Raw genomic sequence first — 18865 nt, 5'->3', positions numbered from 1 at the left:
CGATGAGACTCTGGATCGCAGCGGCACTGCTCGCCCTGCCCTTTCCCGCGACGGCAGGGCCCGATATTCCGGCCGCAATCTACACCGACCCCGCGCCCGACAAGACGCATCCAGCCGCGATGGAGGTCGTCCACATCCCCAGCGGCGGCGTCGAGATCAACGGCGTCGTCTATATAGCCGCGGGCACCGGCCCGCACCCGACCGTCGTCCTCTGCCACGGGCTGCCCGGCAACGAAAAGAACCTCGACCTTGCGCAAGCGATGCGCCGCGCGGGCTGGACGGTAATCACCTTCAATTATCGCGGCTCGTGGGGCAGTCCCGGCGCATATCGCTTCGCGCAGAATCTGGAGGACGCCGACGCGGTGCTCGCCTTCGCGCGCGATCCCGCCAACGCCGCCAAGCTGCGCATCGACCCCAAACGCCTCGTCATCATCGGCCACAGCATGGGCGGCTGGGTGACCGAGCTGACCGCCGCGCACGACAAGCAGCTGCTCGGCGCTGCAATGATCTTGGCGGGCAATATGGGCCTGATCGGCCGCGCACCGCGCGATCAGGCGATCGCATTGCTGCGCGACAACGGTATGGAAGCGCTCGCGGGAACGACGCCCGAAACGATGGCCGACGAGATCATCGCCAACCGCGACCGCTTCGACTTCGCGAAAGCCGCGCCGGAGCTGCTGGATACCAATTTATTCGTGCTGACCTCCGACGACGGGCTTGCAGCGATGAGCGACGGACTGACCAAGGCGATCGCTGCGGGCGGCGGAACGAAGCTGAAAACGCTGCACGTCGCGACCGACCATAGCTGGTCGGATGAGCGCGTGCGGTTGCATGCGGAGGTTTTGGGGTGACTTGAAACCCTGAAAGCGACATGACCGATTGCCGCCCGCCGGTGCAAAACGACCTCGCGATCAATCGATGCGATTGAAATGCGTCGTTTCCAGTTTTTGATGATCGTCGCCGGACCAGACAATTGTCTCGGTCATCGATTTTCGATCCTTGGCGACCGTATAGACTCGCGTCGATACCTTCGCACTGGCCTTCCCCAATGTCATAACCAACGTGTTCGGCGCTGGTTGACGCAGGGCAACGCTGTCGATGAAATCCATATTGCCCGTGACCGGCACCGGAACGCCATCCAGAGCAGCGGTCGATTCCGAATGCCGGTGCGAGCCGTCCGGCGCCACGATTTCAACGCGCGTCGTCCATTTTCCGTCGCGTGACGCACGGAACGTCATCGTTACCCGTTGGGGACGCTCGTTCTCCGGCATCAACGAGGTGTCGAGCGACCATTTCCCGACCAGCGGCAGCTGCTGCGACGTTGCAGTGTAAACGGTACTCGGCGTCGCGAGCGGATCGGCGGAAGGAAGGGCCGCGACAATCAATCCAGCGGCGGCCACGGGTATTGCGAAGAGCATGACGATCGTTCCTTTCGAACCGCGAACCCCGATGGTCGCGGCGTGCGCCAAGTCCTTCACAGTGGAGCGCTGCATCGAAAGATCGATATTTTTGTCACAAGTTTTCTGGGCGTCCAAAAGACGCGCCAATTCGCGGCTACTGCCGACGCCCGTCTTGCGGCGGGCTGTCCGCAAGCGCTCGTTGATCGAGGTTTCCGACCGATCCAGACGCGCGGCGATGGTCTTCACGGTATGCCCTGCCGCCAACAGGCGCAGGATTTCGACCTCCCGGTCTGTAAGGCATGCGGACAAGCCGGACATAGGGTCTTGGGCAGGCATATCTCGTTGCTGACCACAGCCTCCCGAACGCGTCTATCCCAATTTATTTGGGAAGCGGCCACGGGGCCGGCAAGCGTTCCGGTCTTTCTGCCTACCCTTTCGCCATCAGCTTCATCGCCATCGACGTCAGCGCCTCGGTCGCGGTCGAGATGACGGCGGGGGCATCGGGCGCCCAGAAGGGTGAGTGCAGGCTCGGCAGCGTGCGTCCCTCTTTCTTCGCGGCATCATATTCGGCCTGCGGAACACCGCCGACCCAGATGATCAGGCTTTTGACGTCCTTATTTTCTTCGCGCGAAAAACGACTGAAGTCCTCACCGCCCATGACCGGCGGCTGCTGCACGACGCGTGCCTCGCCGAACCGGGTCTTGAGGAAACCGGCCATTTCGTTCGTGAAATCGACCGTGTTGAACATCGCGGGGGTGAATTCGTCCTTTTCGACGGTCACCACCGGCATCTTGTCTTCGGGAAGACCGGCAGCGATCGCCTCCCCCTTCGCAATGCGCGCGATCCCGTCGAGGAGTTTCGCGCGCACCTCGTCGGTATAACTGCGCACGGTGAGTTGCAGCTTCGCCTCGTCGGATATGATGTTGTGCTTGGCACCAGCATGGAAGCTGCCGACCGTCACGACCGCGCTGTCGAGCGGGCTGATCTCGCGCGAAACCAATGTCTGCAAGGTCGTCACGATACGGCTCGCGAGGACGATCGGATCCTTCGTCGCCTGCGGATAGGCGCCGTGCCCGCCAAGGCCCTTCACCAATATGTCGACGCTGTCGACATTGGCGAGGGCATAGCCTGGGGTATAGCCGATCATCCCTGCCGGAAATCCGGCTGCATCGTGAAAGGCCAGCGCATATTGCGGCCGCGGGAAGCGCGTATAAAGCCCGTCGGCGAGCATCATTCGCGCACCTGCGCCGCGCTCTTCGGCGGGCTGGCCGATCATCACCAGCGTGCCCGACCATTTATCCTTGTTTGCCGCCATCAGCCGCGCGGTGCCGATCCACGCGGTCATATGCGTATCGTGACCGCACGCGTGCATGACGCCAGTCTCGACGCCCTCTTTCGTGGTCACCCGCACCTTCGAGGCACCCGCAAGGCCGGTCTGTTCGGTCACCGGCAGCCCGTCCATGTCGGCGCGGATGAGAACGACCGGCCCGGGCCCGTTTTTCATCACCGCGACGATGCCGGTGCCGCCGACTTTCTCGGTCACCTGAAAGCCCAGCTTGCGCGCTTCGGCCGCGAGGATGCCAGCCGAGCGGACCTCCATGAAGCTGAGTTCGGGATTGGCGTGCAGATCCTTGTAGATCGCCATCAGCGACGGCATCTGGTTTTGCACGTCTGTGCCCAGATTCGGGCCACCGGCGTCCTGCGCCGCCGCCGGCGCAGCAAGCGCCAGCGCGGCTACGCCCATCCACAAGCTCCGCATCATCTTTCCCCCGTTCTTATCGCACCGGAACAAGCTCGATCACGTCGAGCTTCGATTCATAGGCGGGCGCCGGCAAGGCCAGCCGCCAGCGATTGTCGCCGATCCGTTCGACCACTCCCGCCATGTCGCGCATCCGGTCGCTGCCATAGCTGACCGCGAGCGACTCGTCGCCGAGCACCAACGTGCCCAAAAAGACCTGCCGCGTCAGATTGTCGGGAAAGATCAGGCCCACCGGACGCTGCGACCCGGTCAGTTTGGTCAGGCTCATCAACCCCTGTTCTGCGGCGACGCGGCAGCGGAACCAGTCATAGGCGATATAGCCGATTGTGCCGCGCCCCTGCGTCCCCACCTTGATCGTGCGGCAGCGATAATCGCCCGGCGGCAGGTGCGGATTGGGCAGTGCCGCGTTGGGCTGCAGCAACACGCCTTCACGATCGATGCTGGCGCCATAGCCCTTGGCGCGCGCATCGGCGATCGCGGCGGTCCAGCTGCTATACCAGTTCCGGATCCGCTGCTTGTCCTGATCGGTCGCGGTCGCGCGCCACGTGCCCGCGGCGTCGACGTCCACCGCCGGCGGATCGGCCGCCGATGGCGGCATCGATGGTACGGTACCGCAGGCGCCGAGGGTTAGCCCCAGCGCCAGCGTCGAAATCATTGGGATGCGACCCCGCATTATCCTTGTCTCCTGGCCCCGTTATTTTCGTTAACCTTAGGAGCCGAAACGACAATGCTCAAGGCCGGCTGATCGGGACGGCGTATCAGGCGGCCGTCCAGCCGCCATCAACGCTGAGGTTCGCGCCCGTGATATTCGCCGCTTCGTCGCGGGTCAGGAAGGATGCGATCGCCGCGACCTGCTCGACTGTAACAAATTGTTTCGTCGGCTGACCGGCGAGCAACACATCGTTGATCACCTGCTCACGCGTCATGTGCCGGGCCTTCATCGTGTCGGGAATCTGGTTTTCGACCAGCGGCGTCCAGACATAGCCCGGGCTGATGCAATTGACCGTAATCCCCGCCTCGGCGACCTCGAGCGCGACGGTTTTCGTGAGCCCCGCCAGTCCGTGCTTCGCGGTGACATAGGCCGATTTGAAGGGCGATGCGACGAGCGAATGTGCCGACGCGGTGCCGATGATACGGCCCCATTTTTTCTTTCGCATTCCCGGTACTGCATGGCGGATGGTGTGAAATGCCGCAGTCAGGTTGAGCGCGATGATCATGTCCCATTTTTCGGGCGGAAAATCCTCGACCGGAGAGACGAACTGCATACCCGCATTGTTCACGAGGATGTCGACCCCGCCCAGATCCTTGTCGGCGCGCTTGAACATCGCCTCGATCTCATCGGGCTTGGTCAGGTCGGCACCGTCATAGACTGCCTTCCCGCCGTTGAGCACAACCAGCGCCGCACGCTCGGCCTCGATCGCATCGGCCTCGCCGAAGCCGTTGATGATAACATTGGCGCCTTCGGCCGCGAACGCCTTGGCGATGCCGAGCCCGATGCCGGAGGTCGATCCGGTGACGAGGGCGGTCTTTCCTTGGAGACGCATGGGATATTCCTTTCAGGTGGGGGATCGGGGAGAATTTTCTTCGGGTCAGCCGTCTTTCGGCCGCAGCATGTCGGCCTGCACCGCGAAACTGTCGGAACGGCCCTCGGCGATACTTTCGGCGAGTAGCTGTCCTTCCTTCATCGCCGCCTCGACCGCCGAGCGGCCGAGCGCCCAGTTGACCTCCATCGTCGAGCGCGAAAATTCGAAATCGCGCGCACCGGTCTGCCAGGCGGGCGGCTGGTGGATGAGCTGGACGACGTTGAGCGCCTTGCAATCGACCATCTTCTCGACCGCCTTCACCTCGGGCAAATCGCGCGCTTCGGGCGGCAGCTTGGCGAGCATGCGGTCGATCAGCCGATGCTCCTTGCGCCGCCGCACCAGCCCGTCGGAAATGCGCCGGGTGCGGCTGGAAAAGCGGATGTCCTTTTCGCGCGACCAGGCTTCTTCCAGATCGTGCGGTCGCTCGCCGCGTGCAGGAAAAAGGTCGACCTGAAAGACGAGCATGTCGTCATCCGCGCTCTCGACGACATGCTCGAGCGGGGTGTTCGACACCAACCCGCCGTCCCAATACCAGTTGCCGTCGATCTCGACCGGCGGCAGCCCCGGCGGCAACGCCCCCGACGCCATGATGTGGCGTGCATCGATCGTATCGGTGGTCGTGTCGAAATAACGGAAATTTCCGGTCTCGACGGCGACTGCGCCGACCGACAGGCGGACCTTGCCATTGTTGAGCCGGTCCCAGTCGACGAGCCGGTCGAGCGTCGCCGCGAGCGGTGCGGTGTCGTAAAAGCTGACGGCAGCCGGCGTCTGTCGCTCGGCGAACATCGGCGGCGGAATGCGTGGGACGAAGAAGCCCGGCACACCGAAACTTGCGACCTGTGCGGCGGCGCCCAGATGCGTCCATTCGCGTAGCAGGTCATTGTCGGCGATCGGCAACGGCGGCAGCGCCGAAGAGACGCCTTCCCAGAACTCGCGCATCTTGCCGACGGCTTCGTCGCGCGGATTGCCAGCGATAATCGCGGCGTTGACCGCACCGATCGAAATGCCGGCAACCCAGTCGAGTTCGATCCCGAGATCGATCAGCGCCTCGTAGATTCCGGCCTGAAACGCGCCGAGCGCGCCTCCTCCCTGCAGGACGAGGACCACCAGATCGGGAAGCGGAAGGGCGGCGCGGGTTGCACGGCGGGGCATGGACTCGAAGCGATCCTTATTCTGCGTTCGGCACCCTCGCCTTTTGTGCACCGCAACAGGCGCAATTGCAAGTCCGCGTCGCCGTGCGAAGCCCCTTTCATTTACGCCCCGCTGCTGCCACTATCGACGCCGGTCAAACACTTAGCGGCGGGAGGGTTCCATGCGCCTCGACGATTATGATCCGGGAGACGACATCCAGGATCTCGGGCGCGGAGGCGGCGGTTTCGGCAGTGGCGGAGGCGGCGGCATGGGCGGCCTGCTTTTCGGCCTGCTGCCGATGCTCCTCGGCCGTAAGATGGGTTGCGGGACGATCTTGCTGCTCGGCATGGCCGCCTTCTTCCTGCTCGGACCGGGCATGAGCATGCTCGGATCGGGCGGCAGCACCGCCGATCCGGCGGTCGATAGCCGCAGCGCCGGAGCCGGAGCCGCGGCGTGCGATACACAGGCCGAACGCTTCGCCTGTCAGGTGTTCAGCTCGACCAACCGATTCTGGGCCAGCGAGATCAACGGGTACAAGGAGCCCGGCCTGCGCTTCTTCACCGATCAGAATACGTCGGGCTGCGGCGCCGCGCAGTCGGCGATGGGTCCGTTCTATTGCCCCGCCGATCACGGCATCTACCTCGATACCGCCTTCTTCAAGGAACTCGCGGGCCGTTTCGGCGCCGCCGGAGATGCGGCGCAGGCCTATGTCGTGGCGCATGAGGTCGGCCATCATATTCAGACGATCACCGGCATCTCCGAACAGGTTCGCCGCGCGCAACAACGCGCGTCGCAGGCCGAGGGCAACGCCTATCAGGTCAGGATGGAACTGCAGGCCGATTGTTATGCGGGTGTCTGGGCCAACCGGGCGCGCAACAAGGACGGCCAGACCGTCATGGAAGCGGGCGACATGGAAGAAGCCATGCGCGCCGCCAACGCGATCGGCGACGACACGCTGATGCGCTCCGCCGGCCAGCGCCCAGTTCCGGAAAGCTTCACCCACGGGACGAGCGAACAACGCATGACCTGGCTGCGCCGCGGCCTGCAGACGGGGGATCCGAAACAGTGCGATACGTTCAACGCGTCGCTCTGATCGCGGCGGCGGCGCTCGCTGCGGTTCCGGCTGCGGCGGAGACGCTCTATGTCCAGACCGGGCGCCTGATCGACGGCATCTCGAACGAGGTGCGCACGGGCCAGTGCGTTACGATCGAAAATGAACATATCAAGGCGGTCGGACCGTGCGGAAAGGCGCCCGACGGCGCCAAACTGCTCGATTGGTCCGGCTACACCGTCCTGCCGGGGCTGATCGATCTGCACACGCATCTGGCCGATCTTGGCCAGAGCGCCGATCTTGCCGCACCGATGAAGGCCTCGCCCGCCGAAACCGCGCTCGTCGGCGCACGCAACGCGCGCGTAACGCTCGCAGCTGGCTTCACCAGTGTGCGCGATGTCGGAACCTATCGCGGACTGACCGACGTGACTCTGCGTAACGCAATTGACCGGGGCGATGTGCCGGGGCCGCGCATGTGGGTCGCGGGCGCGTACCTCACCATCCCGAAGGGCGGCGGCGAACTCAACGGCGTCGTTCCGAACGAACAACTGCCACCCGACATGCGCCTCGGCGTCGCCGCCACCCCCGAAGAGGCCGCCGAAAAGACGACATATCTGCTCGATCATGGGGCCGATTTCATCAAGGCGATCGCGACCGGCGCGGTGCTGGCGATCGGGACCGAGCCCGGCGCGCCCGAGCTCACCGTCGACCAGCTTCGCGCGATCGTGAAGGTCGCGCATGCCCGCGGCAAGCGCGTCACCGCACACGCCCACGGCGCGCAGGGTATCAAGAATGCGATCAACGCAGGTGTCGACAGCATCGAACATGCGAGCATCGCCGACGAGGAAGCCCTGCAACTCGCCAAGGCGCGCGGGACCTGGCTGGTCATGGACATCTACAACGGCACTTATATCGACGAGGAGGGCACGCGCGAGGGGTGGCCCGAAGAATATCTCCGCAAAAATCGCGAAACCACCGACACCCAGCGCGCCGCATTCCGCCGCGCCGTCGAGCTTGGCGTCAACATCGGCTACGGCACCGACGCCGGTGTCTATCCGCACGGCCTGAATGCGCGGCAATTCCGCAACATGGTCAAATATGGCATGACCCCGATGCAGGCGATCCAGTCCGCCACTGGCCGCGCCTCCGAAGAAATGGGCCGCGGCGACATCGGCGCGATCGTCCCCGGCCGTTATGCCGATATGATCGCCGTCAAGGCCGATCCGCTGGCGGACATCAGCCTGCTCGAAAAGATCGACCATGTGATGAAAGGCGGCGCGATCGTCCGCTAGGCTTTCGCCGCGCCTCGTTCTGCGGCGTGAACCTCCGCCTGCGCGAGCAGCAGCGCCAGATCCTCGCGACTGATGTCGAAGGTTTCGCCGAGATCGTCGAGCGCCGCATCGATGTCGGCCATGTGCAGGCCGGGCGCCGCCGGGACGACGGGCTTGCCTTCCACCGGCTTCGCGCGGTGCGGGTAGCTGTGGCCCGAGAAGCGGTGGAACAGCCAGCCGATCGCCACAAGCAGCACGGAGTTCGCTAGAACCGGAAGCAGCAGGTGGCCGGCGTGTCCCGATTGCAGCGTATGGCCTCCGATCACGGCGCTGAGTGCCGCCGCGCCGCCCGGCGGATGAAGGCAGCGCAGGAGCGACATCAGAAGGATTGCGCCGCCAACGGCCAACGCGGCGGCCAGCGCCGGCTGCGGTATCAATCCGGCAACGAGGACGCCGAGCGCCGCCGACACGCCATTCCCGCCGACGACCGACCAGGGCTGGGCAAGCGGGCTTGCCGGGACCGCGAACAGCAGCACCGCCGACGCGCCGATCGGCGCGACGATCCACGGCGTCGCCTGCGGAAACAGGGCCAGACAGACTGCGCCCACCGCGCAGATCCCGATCAGTGCCCCGATACTGCCGATCGCGCGGTCGCGCAGGCTCGCCCCCGCCAGCAGCGGCACGAATATCCGGGTCGTGGTCGTCGACAGCGCCTGAAACACGCGATTCTCCTCTTCGCCAGCGCCGATGGTCGATCGCGCCGTCGCGGTCCAGAGAGCTTTGATTGGGGATCGCGAAGCCGGATTTACGATCGCGCTTGAAAGCGCGCACGGCGGCGTTAAACCCCCGCCATGCGTAACATGCTTCTTGCCAGCGCGATCGCGCTCACCGCCCTTTCCTCCCCCGCGCTTGCCCGCCCGATGACCGAGGTCGATCTTGCGACGCTGAAACGCGTTGGCGGGCCAACGGCGTCGCCCGACGGCCGCTGGGTCGTCTTCCAGCAGACCGATACCGAGAAGGAGAGCTACAAGCGCTCGACCGGACTCTGGCTCGTCGACCGCAACGCCAAGGATGCAAAGCCTGTCCGGATCGCCGACGCCGCCGGCAAGAACGAGACCTCGCCCGCCTTCGCACCCGACGGCAGCCTCTATTTCGTCTCGAACGCGTCGGGCAAGGATCAGGTCTGGCGCGTCGACCTTGCGGCCGGCGCCGCCGCGACACAGGTCACCGACACCCAGGCCGATGTCGCGGGATTCAAGATTTCGCCCGACGGCAAAAGGCTGCTCGCGTGGGGCGACATCCCGAAAGAGTGCACCGACTTCGGCTGCGACGCCAAGGACAAGGGCGCGCTCGTCGGCCCCGGCAGCGGCCGTCTTTACAAGGATGGCGTCGGTTTCGTGCGCCACTGGGACGCGTGGGAAACCCCCGGCACCTATAGCCGCCCGTTCGTCTTCAATCTCGAAGGCGGCAAGGCGAGCGTCGCGCGCCCGGTCGACGCGGGACTGGTCGGTGACAGCCCGTCGAAGCCGATGGGCGGGGGCGATGAACTCGCGTGGGGAGCCGACAGCCGCACCGTCTTTTTCACGCTGCGCAAGGCCGATCGCCACGAGCCGACATCGACCAATCTCGATATCTACAGCTGGCTGGTCGACAGCCGAATGATGCCGGTCAACCTGACCGCGGACAACCTTGCCACCGACACGCTGCCCACCCCGTCGCCCGACGGCAAATGGCTCGCCTATGTCGCGATGGCGCGGCCGGGCTATGAAGCCGACCGGCAGGTGCTGATGCTGCGCAATCTTGAAAGCGGCGAGACGAAGAAGCTCACCGACGCATGGGACCGTTCGGTCGACTCGATCGCCTGGGCGCCCGACGGCAAGGCGCTCTATGTCACCGCGCAGGACGTCCTCGATCACCCCGTTTTCCGTGTCGATGCGGCGACGGGCAAGGTCGAGAAGCTCAAGGCCTCGACCGAAGCGTTTGACGGCACGGTCGGCGACGTCACCCCCCTGCCCGGCGGCGCGCTGCTCTATTCGCGCAACAGCGCCCTCGCCCCGACCGACCTTTATGTCCGTGACGCCAAGGGCAAGGTGGCGCAGTTGACCGCGGTCAACGCCGCGACGCTCGCCGAGTTCGATCCGGTCAGGTTCGACCGCATGCAGTTCGCCGGCGCGAACGGCGACAAGGTGTGGGGCATCATCCTGAAGCCTGCCGCCGCCGCCGCCGCGAAACTGCCGGTCGCCTTCATCGTCCACGGCGGCCCGCAGGGCAGCTTTGGCAACGGCTGGTCGACCCGCTGGAATCCGCGTCTGTTCGCGCAGCAGGGCTATGGCGTCGTTTCGGTCGATTTCCACGGTTCGACCGGATACGGACAGGCCTTCACCGACAGCATCAACAAGGATTGGGGCGGCAAGCCGCTTCAGGATCTGAAGCTGGGCCTCGCCGCGGCGGGCAAGCAGGATCCGCAGCTCGACATCGCGAACGCCTGCGCGCTCGGCGCTTCCTATGGCGGCTATATGATGAACTGGATCGAGGGCCAGTGGACCGACGGCTTCAAATGCCTCGTCCAGCATGACGGCGTCTTCGACGCGCGCGCCATGGCCTATGAAACCGAAGAGCTGTGGTTCGACGAATGGGAGCATGGCGGCCCCTATTTCGAGGTTCCCGACGAGTTCGAGAAATGGAACCCGGTGAACCATGTCGCCAAGTGGAAGACCCCGATGCTGGTGATCACCAGCGAAAAGGATTTCCGCATTCCCTACACGCAGGGCCTTGCCGCCTTCACCGCGCTCCAGCGCCGGAACATTCCCTCGCAATTGCTCGTCTTCCCCGACGAGAATCACTGGGTGCTGAAGGGCGCAAACAGCGTCCAGTGGCACCAGACGGTGTTCAACTGGCTGGGCGGCTATCTGAAGAAATGATGCCCGACGGGGCGGCGGATCACTCCGCGATCTCGCCGCCAGTCCTGCCATAAAAGATCCGCCACAGCGCCAGATCGTCGCTGAAATCGGCATAATGATGCTCGACCCCGGCCGCGACGAACAGCAGGTCGCCGGCCGCGAACGGCGTTCGCTCACCGCCGTGGATCAGCACGCCTTCGCCGCGGATGACCGCGTAAAGCTCGTCCTGTTCGTGCGGCGTCTGGCGGTTCGGGGGCACAGGGACCGACAGGCGGACGTCGAGCGTTCCGCGCTTCAGTGCCAGCACCGATCGTTCGCCCTCCGGCGTCGGCACCTTTGCCGCATAATCGGCAAGGCGGATGACCCCGCTGCGCATCGCATCGTCCATGACCTGAGCTCCTGCAAGTGGGCGGCAGTCTGGACTCTGCCGATCCGGCTTGCCAGCCCGCAGCCCGACTGGCAAAGGCGCCCGGCTATGCCGATGGAAAAAACCTTCGATCCCGCCGCTATCGAGGCGAAATGGGCCCATGAGTGGGAAAGCCGTGGACTCTTCCGTCCCGCGCGTCCCGACGCGACACCCTTCACGATCGTAAACCCGCCGCCAAACGTCACTGGCGCGCTGCATATCGGCCATGCGCTCGACAACACGCTGCAGGACGTGCTCGTCCGCTACGAACGACTGCGCGGCAAGGATGCGCTGTGGGTCGTCGGCATGGACCATGCCGGCATCGCAACCCAGATGGTCGTCGAACGCCAGATGGAAGAGCGGCAGGACAAGCGCACCAACTATAGTCGCGAGGATTTCGTCGAGAAGGTCTGGCAGTGGAAGGCGGAAAGCGGCGGCCAGATCACCGGTCAGCTCCGCCGTCTCGGCTGCTCGATGGACTGGAGCCGCGAGCAGTTCACGATGGACCCGCATTTCACGCGCGCCGTCGTCAAGGTGTTCGTCGACCTCCACAAAAAGGGTCTGATCTACCGCGACAAGCGGCTCGTGAACTGGGATCCGAAGCTCAAGACCGCGATCTCGGACCTCGAGGTCGAGACGCACGAGGTTCAGGGCGGCTTCTGGCACTTCAAATATCCGCTCGCCGACGGCGTGACGCTCGACGACGGCCGCGATTATATCGAGGTCGCGACGACGCGCCCCGAAACGATGCTCGCCGACATGGCGGTCGCGGTGCACCCCGACGATGCGCGCTACAAGAGCGTGATCGGCAAGGATATCCTCCAGCCGATCACGGGGCGTCGCTTCAGGATCGTCGCCGACGAACATGCCGACCCTGAACTGGGCAGCGGCGCGGTGAAGATCACGCCGGGCCATGATTTCAACGACTTCGATGTCGGCAAGCGCGCGGGTTTCAAGCCCGGCGAGATGCTCAACATGCTCGACGGCGATGCAAACGTCATCCAGACCGCCGACGGACTGATCCCGCAAGAATATCTCGGCCTCCACCGCTTCAAGCGCGACGGGATCGACGGCGCACGCGAGCTCGTGGTCGCGCGCATGAAGGAACTCGGCTTCCTCATCCCGCATGTCGTAACGTCAAAGGACGGCGAGACCGTCGAACAGGACGCCGAACCGCGCACGATCCAGACGCCGTTCGGCGACCGCGGCGGCGTGGTGATCGAGCCCTGGCTGACCGACCAATGGTATGTCGACGCCGAAACGCTCGCACAGCCGCCGATGACCGCGGTGCGCGACGGCCGCATCAACATCGTCCCCAAGACATGGGAAAAGACCTTCTTCAACTGGATGGAGAATATCCAGCCTTGGTGCGTGTCGCGCCAGCTTTGGTGGGGTCACCGGATTCCGGCCTGGTATGCCAAGGACGGCCGCATATTCGTCGCCGAAACCGAAGAGGAAGCGCAGGCACAAGCCGGCGCGGGCGTCGCACTGACGCGTGACGAGGACGTCCTCGACACGTGGTTCTCCTCCGCGCTCTGGCCTTTCGCTACCCTCGGCTGGCCCGAAAACACCGAGCTTCTCAAGCGCCACTACCCCAACGACGTCCTCATCTCGGGCTTCGACATCCTCTTCTTCTGGGATGCGCGCATGGCGATGCAGGGCATGGAGTTCATGGGCGACGTGCCGTGGAAGACGCTGTATCTCCACGGCCTCGTCCGCGCGCCCGACGGCGCGAAGATGTCGAAGTCGAAGGGCAATGTCGTCGATCCGCTCGGCCTGATCGACCAGTACGGCGCTGATGCGCTGCGCTTCTTCATGTCGGCGATGGAAAGCCAGGGCCGTGACATCAAGATGGATGACGCGCGCCTCGCGGGGTATCGCAACTTCGCGACCAAGCTGTGGAACGCCGCGCGCTTCTGCGAAGCGAACGGCATTTCGGCCTCGACCAGCTTCGAGGCGCCGGCCGCAACGCTGCCGGTCAACCGCTGGATCATCGGCGAAGTCGCCGCGACCGTCGCCGCGATGGAAACCGCCTTCGCCGCCTATCGCTTCGACGAGGCCGCAAACGCGATCTACAGCTTTGCCTGGGACCGTTTCTGCGACTGGTATCTCGAGCTGATCAAGGGCGCGATCGACGACGAGACCAAAGCCGTCGCCGGCTGGGTGCTCGACCAGATCCTCGTCATGCTCCACCCCTTCATGCCCTTCATCACCGAAGAGCTGTGGACCGGGCTAGGCGACCGCGCCGACTATCCGCTCATCACCGCCAAATGGCCTGCGCCGACGGCCGATAGCGACGCTGCCGCCAGCGCCGACATCGACTGGCTGATCAAGCTTGTCAGCGAACTGCGCACCGCCAAGGCCGAGCTCGGCCTGCCCCCGGGCGCGCGCCTTAACGCGCATTTCCCGGCGTCGCTCAAGGGCCGCACCGACAAGCTTGCGGCACAGCTCGACCGCCTCGCGCGTCTTGAGGCGATCAGCTTCGATCCGGCGCCCGCGGGCGCCTCGGCGCAGCTCGTCGTCGAGGGCGAGACGATCACCATCCCGCTCGAAGGCGTGATCGACATCGCGGCCGAACGCGACCGCCTGACAAAGGCGCTCGCCGCCGCGGCGAAGGAACGCGATGGCCTCGCCGGCCGTCTGAACAACCCTTCGTTCGTCGAACGCGCGAAGCCTGAGGCGGTCGAAAAGGCACGCGCCGACCATGCGGCCAAGGAAGCCGAAGCCGATCGTTTGACCGCCGCACTGGCGCGACTGGGGTGATCCGCGGCGCGCGAGGTCTGGTTCTGGCGACGGCGCTGCTTTGCGCCGCTCCGCTGGCTGCCAAAGACGCTTCGCCGCTCACGCCCGCTACCGGAAGCGCCGATCGCGCCGCCGTTCTGGAGGCGCTGCGCACCCATCCCGACATGCGCTTCACCTTCCGCTATTTGCGGGTATGGCACGATGGCGACCGCGCCATCGCCTATGCCGAGGGCGACAATGGCGTCATCGGCGGCTTCAAGTCGCTCCTGAAGCACGACGGTCAGACAGGCTGGCGCACGGTCTGGGCCGAGGGTGACGGCGGCAGCGACAGCTGCGCTGCCGGCGCGCGGCATTATCAATGGGCGATCGCACTGATCCAGTCCTATCGCATCGCGCCTGACCGGCTGTTTCCCGGCGTGACCAAACAGACCCGCGATCTTGAAAAGGCCGCGATAACCGACCCCGAACTTCAATGCGTCGGCGATCTCGAAGGCGGACCCGAATGACCACCGAATATGGCGACGACACGCCCCTGACGCCAACGCCCGTTGCTGCCGCCGCCGATCCGGCCGCAAGCCCGGTTCCACCGCGCCAGACCGCGCGCGGCGGCGGGCGAATGGACCTGACGCAGGGGCCGATCGCGAAGACGTTGATCCTCTTCGCGCTCCCAACGCTTGCGTCGAACATCCTTCAGACGCTGTCGGGTTCGGTGAACTCGATCTGGGTCGGACAGTTTCTGGGCGAAGGCGCGCTCGCCGCGACCGCCAATGCGAACATCATCATGTTCCTGATGTTCGGCGCCTTCTTCGGCTTCGGCATGGCGGCGACCGTGCTCATCGGCCAGTCGATGGGGCGCGGCGACGTGGATGCCGCGCGGCGCGCGACCGGCGGCGTCATCGGCCTTGCCCTGATCTTCTCGGTCGTGATCGCGATCCTCGGCTGGTTCGCGTCGGACCGCATCCTGCGCTGGCTCGAAACCCCGCCCGAGGCTTTTGCGCTGGCGCATGATTATCTGCGCGTCACCTTTCTGGCAGTGCCAGCTTCGATGCTGTCGGTTACGCTGATGATGGCATCGCGCGGCGCGGGCGATGCGGTGACACCGCTCCGCTTCATGATCCTCGCGGTCGTCCTCGATATCGCCTTCAACCCGGTGCTGATCCTGGGCCTTGGCCCCTTCCCGCGTCTTGGCATCGCGGGAAGCGCGCTGGCAACCGCCCTCGCCGGAACGATCAGCCTTACGGGGATGATCGCCTGGTTCTATGCGAAGAATCACGTCCTGCGCCTGCGCGGGCATGAGCTGCGCTATCTGATCCCGAACTGGAACGAATTGCGCTTCATCATCGGGCGCGGCCTGCCGATGGGCGCCCAGATGCTCGTCATCTCGGGCGCCGGGCTCATCATGGTCGGGCTCGTCAATCGCGAGGGCCTCGTCACCGCCGCCGCCTATGGCGCGACGCTTCAGCTCTGGAATTATATCCAGATGCCGGCGCTCGCGGTCGGCGCTGCGGTCAGCTCGATGGCCGCGCAGAATATCGGGGCGCAGCGTTGGGATCGCGTGGCCGGGGTCACGACCAGCGGCATCATGATCAACCTTGCGATGACCGGCGTGCTGATCGCGCTGCTGCTGCTGTTCGACCGCGCCGCGCTGTCGCTGTTCCTCGGCAGCGGGAGCGATGCGGTCGAGGTCGCGCGCCACATCCAGTATATCGCAACCTGGACCTTCCTGCCCTTCGGCACGACGATCGTGCTCATCAGCACGCTGCGCGCCAATGGCTCGGTCGTGCCGCCGCTCGTCATCCTGTTCGTGTCGATGTTCCCGATCCGCCTCGGCATCTATTATTTCGGCTATCCGGTGATCGGCAGCGACATCCTCTGGTGGAGCTTCCCGCTCTCTTCCCTCACCTCGCTGGCGATGGCGTGGCTAGTGTACCGGCGTGGCAACTGGCGCCGAACATTGCCGCAGCCGAACGCCGGATAAAGCGGTCCGCTTTCGACCAAGGACCGCACGCCTTCGACTGGTGGCTCGGCGCGCGCTAGCCTTGGGACGATATTTGACGCTAAAGCAGCCGCAATGAGTGGCAATATCCGTAAAGAAGCGCTGCGTGACCAGCGTGCGAAAATGCTGGCGGCGGCGCCCGACTGGCGTGCGTCCGATGCCCGCGTCAACCCGCGCGTCGCGATCGGCTCGATCGTCGCCATGTGGCTTCTCTATTTCGTGATCACCACGGGCCTCGGCATTCTTGCGGGCGCCGAACAGTGGGAATATGCCGGCCGCCGCGCCGCGGTGGTGGTCGCCGGCATCCTCTGCACCTTCGTCCTCTATCAGCTGATCCAGCACGTCCAGCCGCGCGGGTTCGCGGCGCGCCTCGGGGTCGCGATGGGCACCGCGATCCCGCTCGTCATCGTCTATGCCTGCCTGAACCTGCTGGTCTTCTATTACTGGCTTCCGCTCGAAGACTCGCCGAAGGTCATCGCCGATATCCAGTCCAAATTCCCGGTGGCCTGGCAGATGGTGCTGATCCTCGACAGCTCGATCCGCTGGTATTTCTTCTTCGCGGTGTGGGCCGCGCTCTATGTGGCTTTCGGCTATGCGAACGAGATGCGCGCGGTCGAGCGGCGCGCGAACCATTTCCGCATCGAGGCCCAGACTGCGCAGCTCCGCGCGCTCCATTATCAGGTCAACCCGCACTTCCTGTTCAACACACTCAACTCGCTGTCGACGCTCGTCCTGCGCGGATCGAAGAGCGAGGCTGAGACGATGATCATGAACCTGTCGTCCTTCCTGCGCTCAAGTCTAGCGGTCGATCCCGAACAGCTCGTCAGCCTAGATGAGGAAATCGCGCTCCAGCGGCTGTATCTCGATATCGAACAGGTGCGCTTCCCCGACCGGCTGCAGGTTGAGGTGACGATCCCGAAGGAGCTGGAAAACGCCTGTGTCCCGGTCCTGATCCTTCAACCGATCATCGAGAATGCGATCAAATATGGCGTGGCGCCCAGCAAGGGCCGCATCGCGGTCCGCCTGACCGCCAGCAACGAATATGGTCTGCTGGTCGTTCGCATCGAAAACGACATCGATCCGAAAGCGCCCGCGCCCGCCGCGGGAACCGGCCTCGGCCTCGGCAATGTGCGCGAACGCTTGCTGACCCGCTATGGCCCGGCCGCTGGGTGCGAATGGGGACCGTCCGATACGGGTGGCTTCTTTGTGTCGCTCTGGCTACCCTTGGCTCGGGAGGGCTGCTGATGATGCAGACTTTACGAACGCTTATCGTCGATGACGAACCGCTCGCGATCGAGCGGCTCCAGATTCTTGCCGGGCAGCAGGATGGCATTGCGCTGGTCGGCACCGCCAGCGACGGCGCCTCGGCGCTCCGCATGGTCGATGCGCTCGCGCCCGATCTGGTCCTGTGCGACATCGCGATGCCAGACCTCGACGGGCTTGCCGTGGCGGCGGCGATCGAACTGCTCGACAATCCGCCCGCCGTCGTCTTCGTCACCGCCTTCGATCGGTACGCGGTCGCCGCGTTCGACGTGGCCGCGGTCGACTATCTGCTGAAGCCCGTCTCGCCCGACCGGCTTGCCCGCGCCCTCGCACGCGTTCGCGAATGGGGGGCGACCGATCGCGCGCCCAAACAGAAGAGCAAGTGGATCAATGAATTCTGGGTCCAGAACCGCGGTGAAATGCTGCGTATCGACGCCGACCAGGTCGACCTGATCGAGGCCGAGCGCGACTATATGCGGCTGCACGTCGGCGGGCGCAGCTGGCTGATCCATCAGACGATCAAATCGCTCGAGGCCCGGATGAACCCCGACCAGTTCATGCGGATCCACCGGTCGAAGATGATCCGCCGCGACGGGATCGTCGGGCTGAAGCATCATGGCGACGGCGCGTGGAGCGTCGACCTTGGCGAAGGCGGCGTCCACCGGATCGGCCGCACCTATCTTCACGACGTCAAGGCGATCATGCACGCCTGACGCGAAAAGGCGGCCATGCCGTGGGCATGACCGCCTTCGTTCCAACCCGCATCGGACGATGCAGGTCGGTCGGAGTCATCAGGGAGCAGCGACGACCGGCGGTTTTTCGCTCGCGAAACGTGCGCTGCTGCCCTTCAACAGCGAAGCAAGCTGGGGATCGACGCTGCGCCGCGCCTGCGCCTCGCACTCCAGCGACGCTTCACGCTGGCGCAGCGACTGGCGCGGTTCGCTGTTGCACATGGCGCGGATCGCGACGCGAACGCGGGTGTCGAGCCGGCCGCGGCCATCGGCGGTCGCAAGGTCGAGGTCGCTGTAGCGGATCGTGATCCGGGGCGCGCCGTCGTCCTGCGCGATGGCGGGGGCAGCGGCAGCGCCGGCTGCGATGGTGGCGGCCAACAGGGCCAGAGTCGGTTTGAACATGGGGGAGTCCTCTCATCCGGGGGTGATGATGCGGGACACGAAGCTGTCCGGAACCGGGGAAGACCTGGTCAACCCGCATCCCGCACAGCCTGAATGCGGCATTTGCGGCATCGACGCATGCAAGGTTCGACCGGCCCGGAGGCGCCGTCGATAGGGTGGACGAAAGCCGTTTGGGCATCGACGAATGGCCGAAAGCTTGCAATCCGGGTGTCACAATGGCCTCATCCGGC

General features: G+C 65.0%; 17 protein-coding genes. 9 read left to right on the top strand and 8 right to left on the bottom strand.

Annotated elements, in window-relative coordinates; translation table 11 throughout:
• Nucleotides 1–2 precede the first annotated feature (2 nt).
• The gene (locus ACQY80_RS15310) at nucleotides 3–851 is read left to right on the top strand and encodes an alpha/beta hydrolase family protein (RefSeq protein WP_428681337.1); all 849 of its coding nucleotides are present in this window, start codon (nucleotides 3–5) and stop codon (nucleotides 849–851) included.
• Between the two features lie 60 nt (nucleotides 852–911).
• On the opposite strand, the gene ACQY80_RS15305 is transcribed toward ACQY80_RS15310, so the two are convergent.
• The 5 genes from ACQY80_RS15305 to ACQY80_RS15285 all read right to left on the bottom strand — a co-directional run bounded on the left by ACQY80_RS15305 (nucleotide 912) and on the right by ACQY80_RS15285 (nucleotide 5894).
• Nucleotides 912–1736 (bottom strand): response regulator transcription factor, encoded by an 825-nt coding sequence (locus ACQY80_RS15305; protein ID WP_428681335.1) that lies wholly within the window; start codon nucleotides 1734–1736, stop codon nucleotides 912–914.
• Nucleotides 1737–1827: 91 nt separating this feature from the next.
• The gene (locus ACQY80_RS15300; RefSeq protein WP_428685889.1) at nucleotides 1828–3159 is read right to left on the bottom strand and encodes an amidohydrolase; all 1332 of its coding nucleotides are present in this window, start codon (nucleotides 3157–3159) and stop codon (nucleotides 1828–1830) included.
• Between the two features lie 16 nt (nucleotides 3160–3175).
• The gene (locus ACQY80_RS15295) at nucleotides 3176–3814 is read right to left on the bottom strand and encodes a DUF4893 domain-containing protein (protein ID WP_428681333.1); all 639 of its coding nucleotides are present in this window, start codon (nucleotides 3812–3814) and stop codon (nucleotides 3176–3178) included.
• A 103-nt stretch (nucleotides 3815–3917) separates the two neighbouring features.
• On the bottom strand, nucleotides 3918–4703 hold the full coding sequence (locus tag ACQY80_RS15290; RefSeq protein ID WP_428681331.1) for a 3-hydroxybutyrate dehydrogenase: 786 nt from the start codon (nucleotides 4701–4703) through the stop codon (nucleotides 3918–3920).
• A 45-nt stretch (nucleotides 4704–4748) separates the two neighbouring features.
• Nucleotides 4749–5894: a patatin-like phospholipase family protein gene (locus ACQY80_RS15285; RefSeq protein WP_428681329.1), complete on the bottom strand. Its 1146-nt coding sequence runs from the start codon at nucleotides 5892–5894 to the stop codon at nucleotides 4749–4751.
• A gap of 160 nt (nucleotides 5895–6054) precedes the next feature.
• Here ACQY80_RS15285 and ypfJ point away from each other — a divergent pair, with 160 nt between their 5' ends.
• Entirely contained in the window at nucleotides 6055–6966 is a 912-nt protein-coding gene (ypfJ, locus tag ACQY80_RS15280) for a KPN_02809 family neutral zinc metallopeptidase (protein ID WP_428681327.1), read from the top strand.
• Complete coding sequence (locus tag ACQY80_RS15275; RefSeq protein ID WP_428681325.1) at nucleotides 6939–8216, top strand: amidohydrolase family protein; 1278 nt, start codon at nucleotides 6939–6941, stop codon at nucleotides 8214–8216. The genes ypfJ and ACQY80_RS15275 overlap by 28 nt, the downstream gene beginning before the upstream one ends.
• On the opposite strand, the gene ACQY80_RS15270 is transcribed toward ACQY80_RS15275, so the two are convergent.
• Nucleotides 8213–8917, bottom strand: coding sequence for an HPP family protein (locus tag ACQY80_RS15270; protein ID WP_428681323.1), 705 nt, complete (start codon nucleotides 8915–8917; stop codon nucleotides 8213–8215). The two genes, ACQY80_RS15275 and ACQY80_RS15270, sit on opposite strands and share 4 nt — an antisense overlap.
• A 129-nt stretch (nucleotides 8918–9046) precedes the next feature.
• Here ACQY80_RS15270 and ACQY80_RS15265 point away from each other — a divergent pair, with 129 nt between their 5' ends.
• Nucleotides 9047–11116, top strand: a complete 2070-nt coding sequence (locus ACQY80_RS15265) for a prolyl oligopeptidase family serine peptidase (protein WP_428681321.1) — start codon at nucleotides 9047–9049, stop codon at nucleotides 11114–11116.
• Nucleotides 11117–11135: 19 nt separating this feature from the next.
• Here the strand turns inward: ACQY80_RS15265 and ACQY80_RS15260 are convergent, their stop codons facing one another.
• Nucleotides 11136–11483, bottom strand: coding sequence for a cupin domain-containing protein (locus ACQY80_RS15260; RefSeq protein ID WP_428681319.1), 348 nt, complete (start codon nucleotides 11481–11483; stop codon nucleotides 11136–11138).
• 87 nt (nucleotides 11484–11570) lie between these two features.
• Here ACQY80_RS15260 and ACQY80_RS15255 point away from each other — a divergent pair, with 87 nt between their 5' ends.
• From ACQY80_RS15255 to ACQY80_RS15235, 5 genes are all read left to right on the top strand, one after another.
• Complete coding sequence (locus ACQY80_RS15255; RefSeq protein ID WP_428681317.1) at nucleotides 11571–14264, top strand: valine--tRNA ligase; 2694 nt, start codon at nucleotides 11571–11573, stop codon at nucleotides 14262–14264.
• Complete coding sequence (locus ACQY80_RS15250) at nucleotides 14261–14749, top strand: hypothetical protein (RefSeq protein WP_428681315.1); 489 nt, start codon at nucleotides 14261–14263, stop codon at nucleotides 14747–14749. Before ACQY80_RS15255 ends, ACQY80_RS15250 begins: the two co-directional genes overlap by 4 nt.
• A complete protein-coding gene (locus ACQY80_RS15245) occupies nucleotides 14746–16221 on the top strand; it encodes an MATE family efflux transporter (protein WP_428681313.1) in 1476 nt (491 codons plus the stop codon). The genes ACQY80_RS15250 and ACQY80_RS15245 overlap by 4 nt, the downstream gene beginning before the upstream one ends.
• Nucleotides 16222–16314: 93 nt before the next feature.
• Nucleotides 16315–17484 (top strand): sensor histidine kinase, encoded by a 1170-nt coding sequence (locus tag ACQY80_RS15240; protein WP_428681311.1) that lies wholly within the window; start codon nucleotides 16315–16317, stop codon nucleotides 17482–17484.
• Complete coding sequence (locus ACQY80_RS15235; protein ID WP_428681309.1) at nucleotides 17484–18215, top strand: LytR/AlgR family response regulator transcription factor; 732 nt, start codon at nucleotides 17484–17486, stop codon at nucleotides 18213–18215. Before ACQY80_RS15240 ends, ACQY80_RS15235 begins: the two co-directional genes overlap by 1 nt.
• Before the next feature lie 78 nt (nucleotides 18216–18293).
• Here ACQY80_RS15235 and ACQY80_RS15230 read toward each other — a convergent pair whose 3' ends face one another.
• The gene (locus ACQY80_RS15230) at nucleotides 18294–18635 is read right to left on the bottom strand and encodes a UrcA family protein (RefSeq protein WP_428681307.1); all 342 of its coding nucleotides are present in this window, start codon (nucleotides 18633–18635) and stop codon (nucleotides 18294–18296) included.
• Nucleotides 18636–18865 lie beyond the last annotated feature (230 nt).

This window comes from Sphingopyxis sp., assembly GCF_965279755.1.
Classification (GTDB): Bacteria; Pseudomonadota; Alphaproteobacteria; order Sphingomonadales; family Sphingomonadaceae; genus Sphingopyxis.
This window is presented reverse-complemented; position numbering and strand designations above follow the sequence as displayed.

Excerpts from the sequence above, each read along its gene's own strand:
- ACQY80_RS15310 (WP_428681337.1), top strand. The coding sequence starts at position 3 with ATGAGACTCTGGATCGCAGCGGCACTGCTCGCCCTGCCCTTTCCCGCG.
- ACQY80_RS15305 (WP_428681335.1), bottom strand. The coding sequence starts at position 1,736 with ATGCCTGCCCAAGACCCTATGTCCGGCTTGTCCGCATGCCTTACAGAC.
- ACQY80_RS15300 (WP_428685889.1), bottom strand. The coding sequence starts at position 3,159 with ATGCGGAGCTTGTGGATGGGCGTAGCCGCGCTGGCGCTTGCTGCGCCG.
- ACQY80_RS15295 (WP_428681333.1), bottom strand. The coding sequence starts at position 3,814 with ATGATTTCGACGCTGGCGCTGGGGCTAACCCTCGGCGCCTGCGGTACC.
- ACQY80_RS15290 (WP_428681331.1), bottom strand. The coding sequence starts at position 4,703 with ATGCGTCTCCAAGGAAAGACCGCCCTCGTCACCGGATCGACCTCCGGC.
- ACQY80_RS15285 (WP_428681329.1), bottom strand. The coding sequence starts at position 5,894 with ATGCCCCGCCGTGCAACCCGCGCCGCCCTTCCGCTTCCCGATCTGGTG.
- ypfJ (WP_428681327.1), top strand. The coding sequence starts at position 6,055 with ATGCGCCTCGACGATTATGATCCGGGAGACGACATCCAGGATCTCGGG.
- ACQY80_RS15265 (WP_428681321.1), top strand. The coding sequence starts at position 9,047 with ATGCGTAACATGCTTCTTGCCAGCGCGATCGCGCTCACCGCCCTTTCC.
- ACQY80_RS15260 (WP_428681319.1), bottom strand. The coding sequence starts at position 11,483 with ATGGACGATGCGATGCGCAGCGGGGTCATCCGCCTTGCCGATTATGCG.
- ACQY80_RS15255 (WP_428681317.1), top strand. The coding sequence starts at position 11,571 with ATGCCGATGGAAAAAACCTTCGATCCCGCCGCTATCGAGGCGAAATGG.
- ACQY80_RS15245 (WP_428681313.1), top strand. The coding sequence starts at position 14,746 with ATGACCACCGAATATGGCGACGACACGCCCCTGACGCCAACGCCCGTT.
- ACQY80_RS15240 (WP_428681311.1), top strand. The coding sequence starts at position 16,315 with ATGAGTGGCAATATCCGTAAAGAAGCGCTGCGTGACCAGCGTGCGAAA.
- ACQY80_RS15235 (WP_428681309.1), top strand. The coding sequence starts at position 17,484 with ATGATGCAGACTTTACGAACGCTTATCGTCGATGACGAACCGCTCGCG.
- ACQY80_RS15230 (WP_428681307.1), bottom strand. The coding sequence starts at position 18,635 with ATGTTCAAACCGACTCTGGCCCTGTTGGCCGCCACCATCGCAGCCGGC.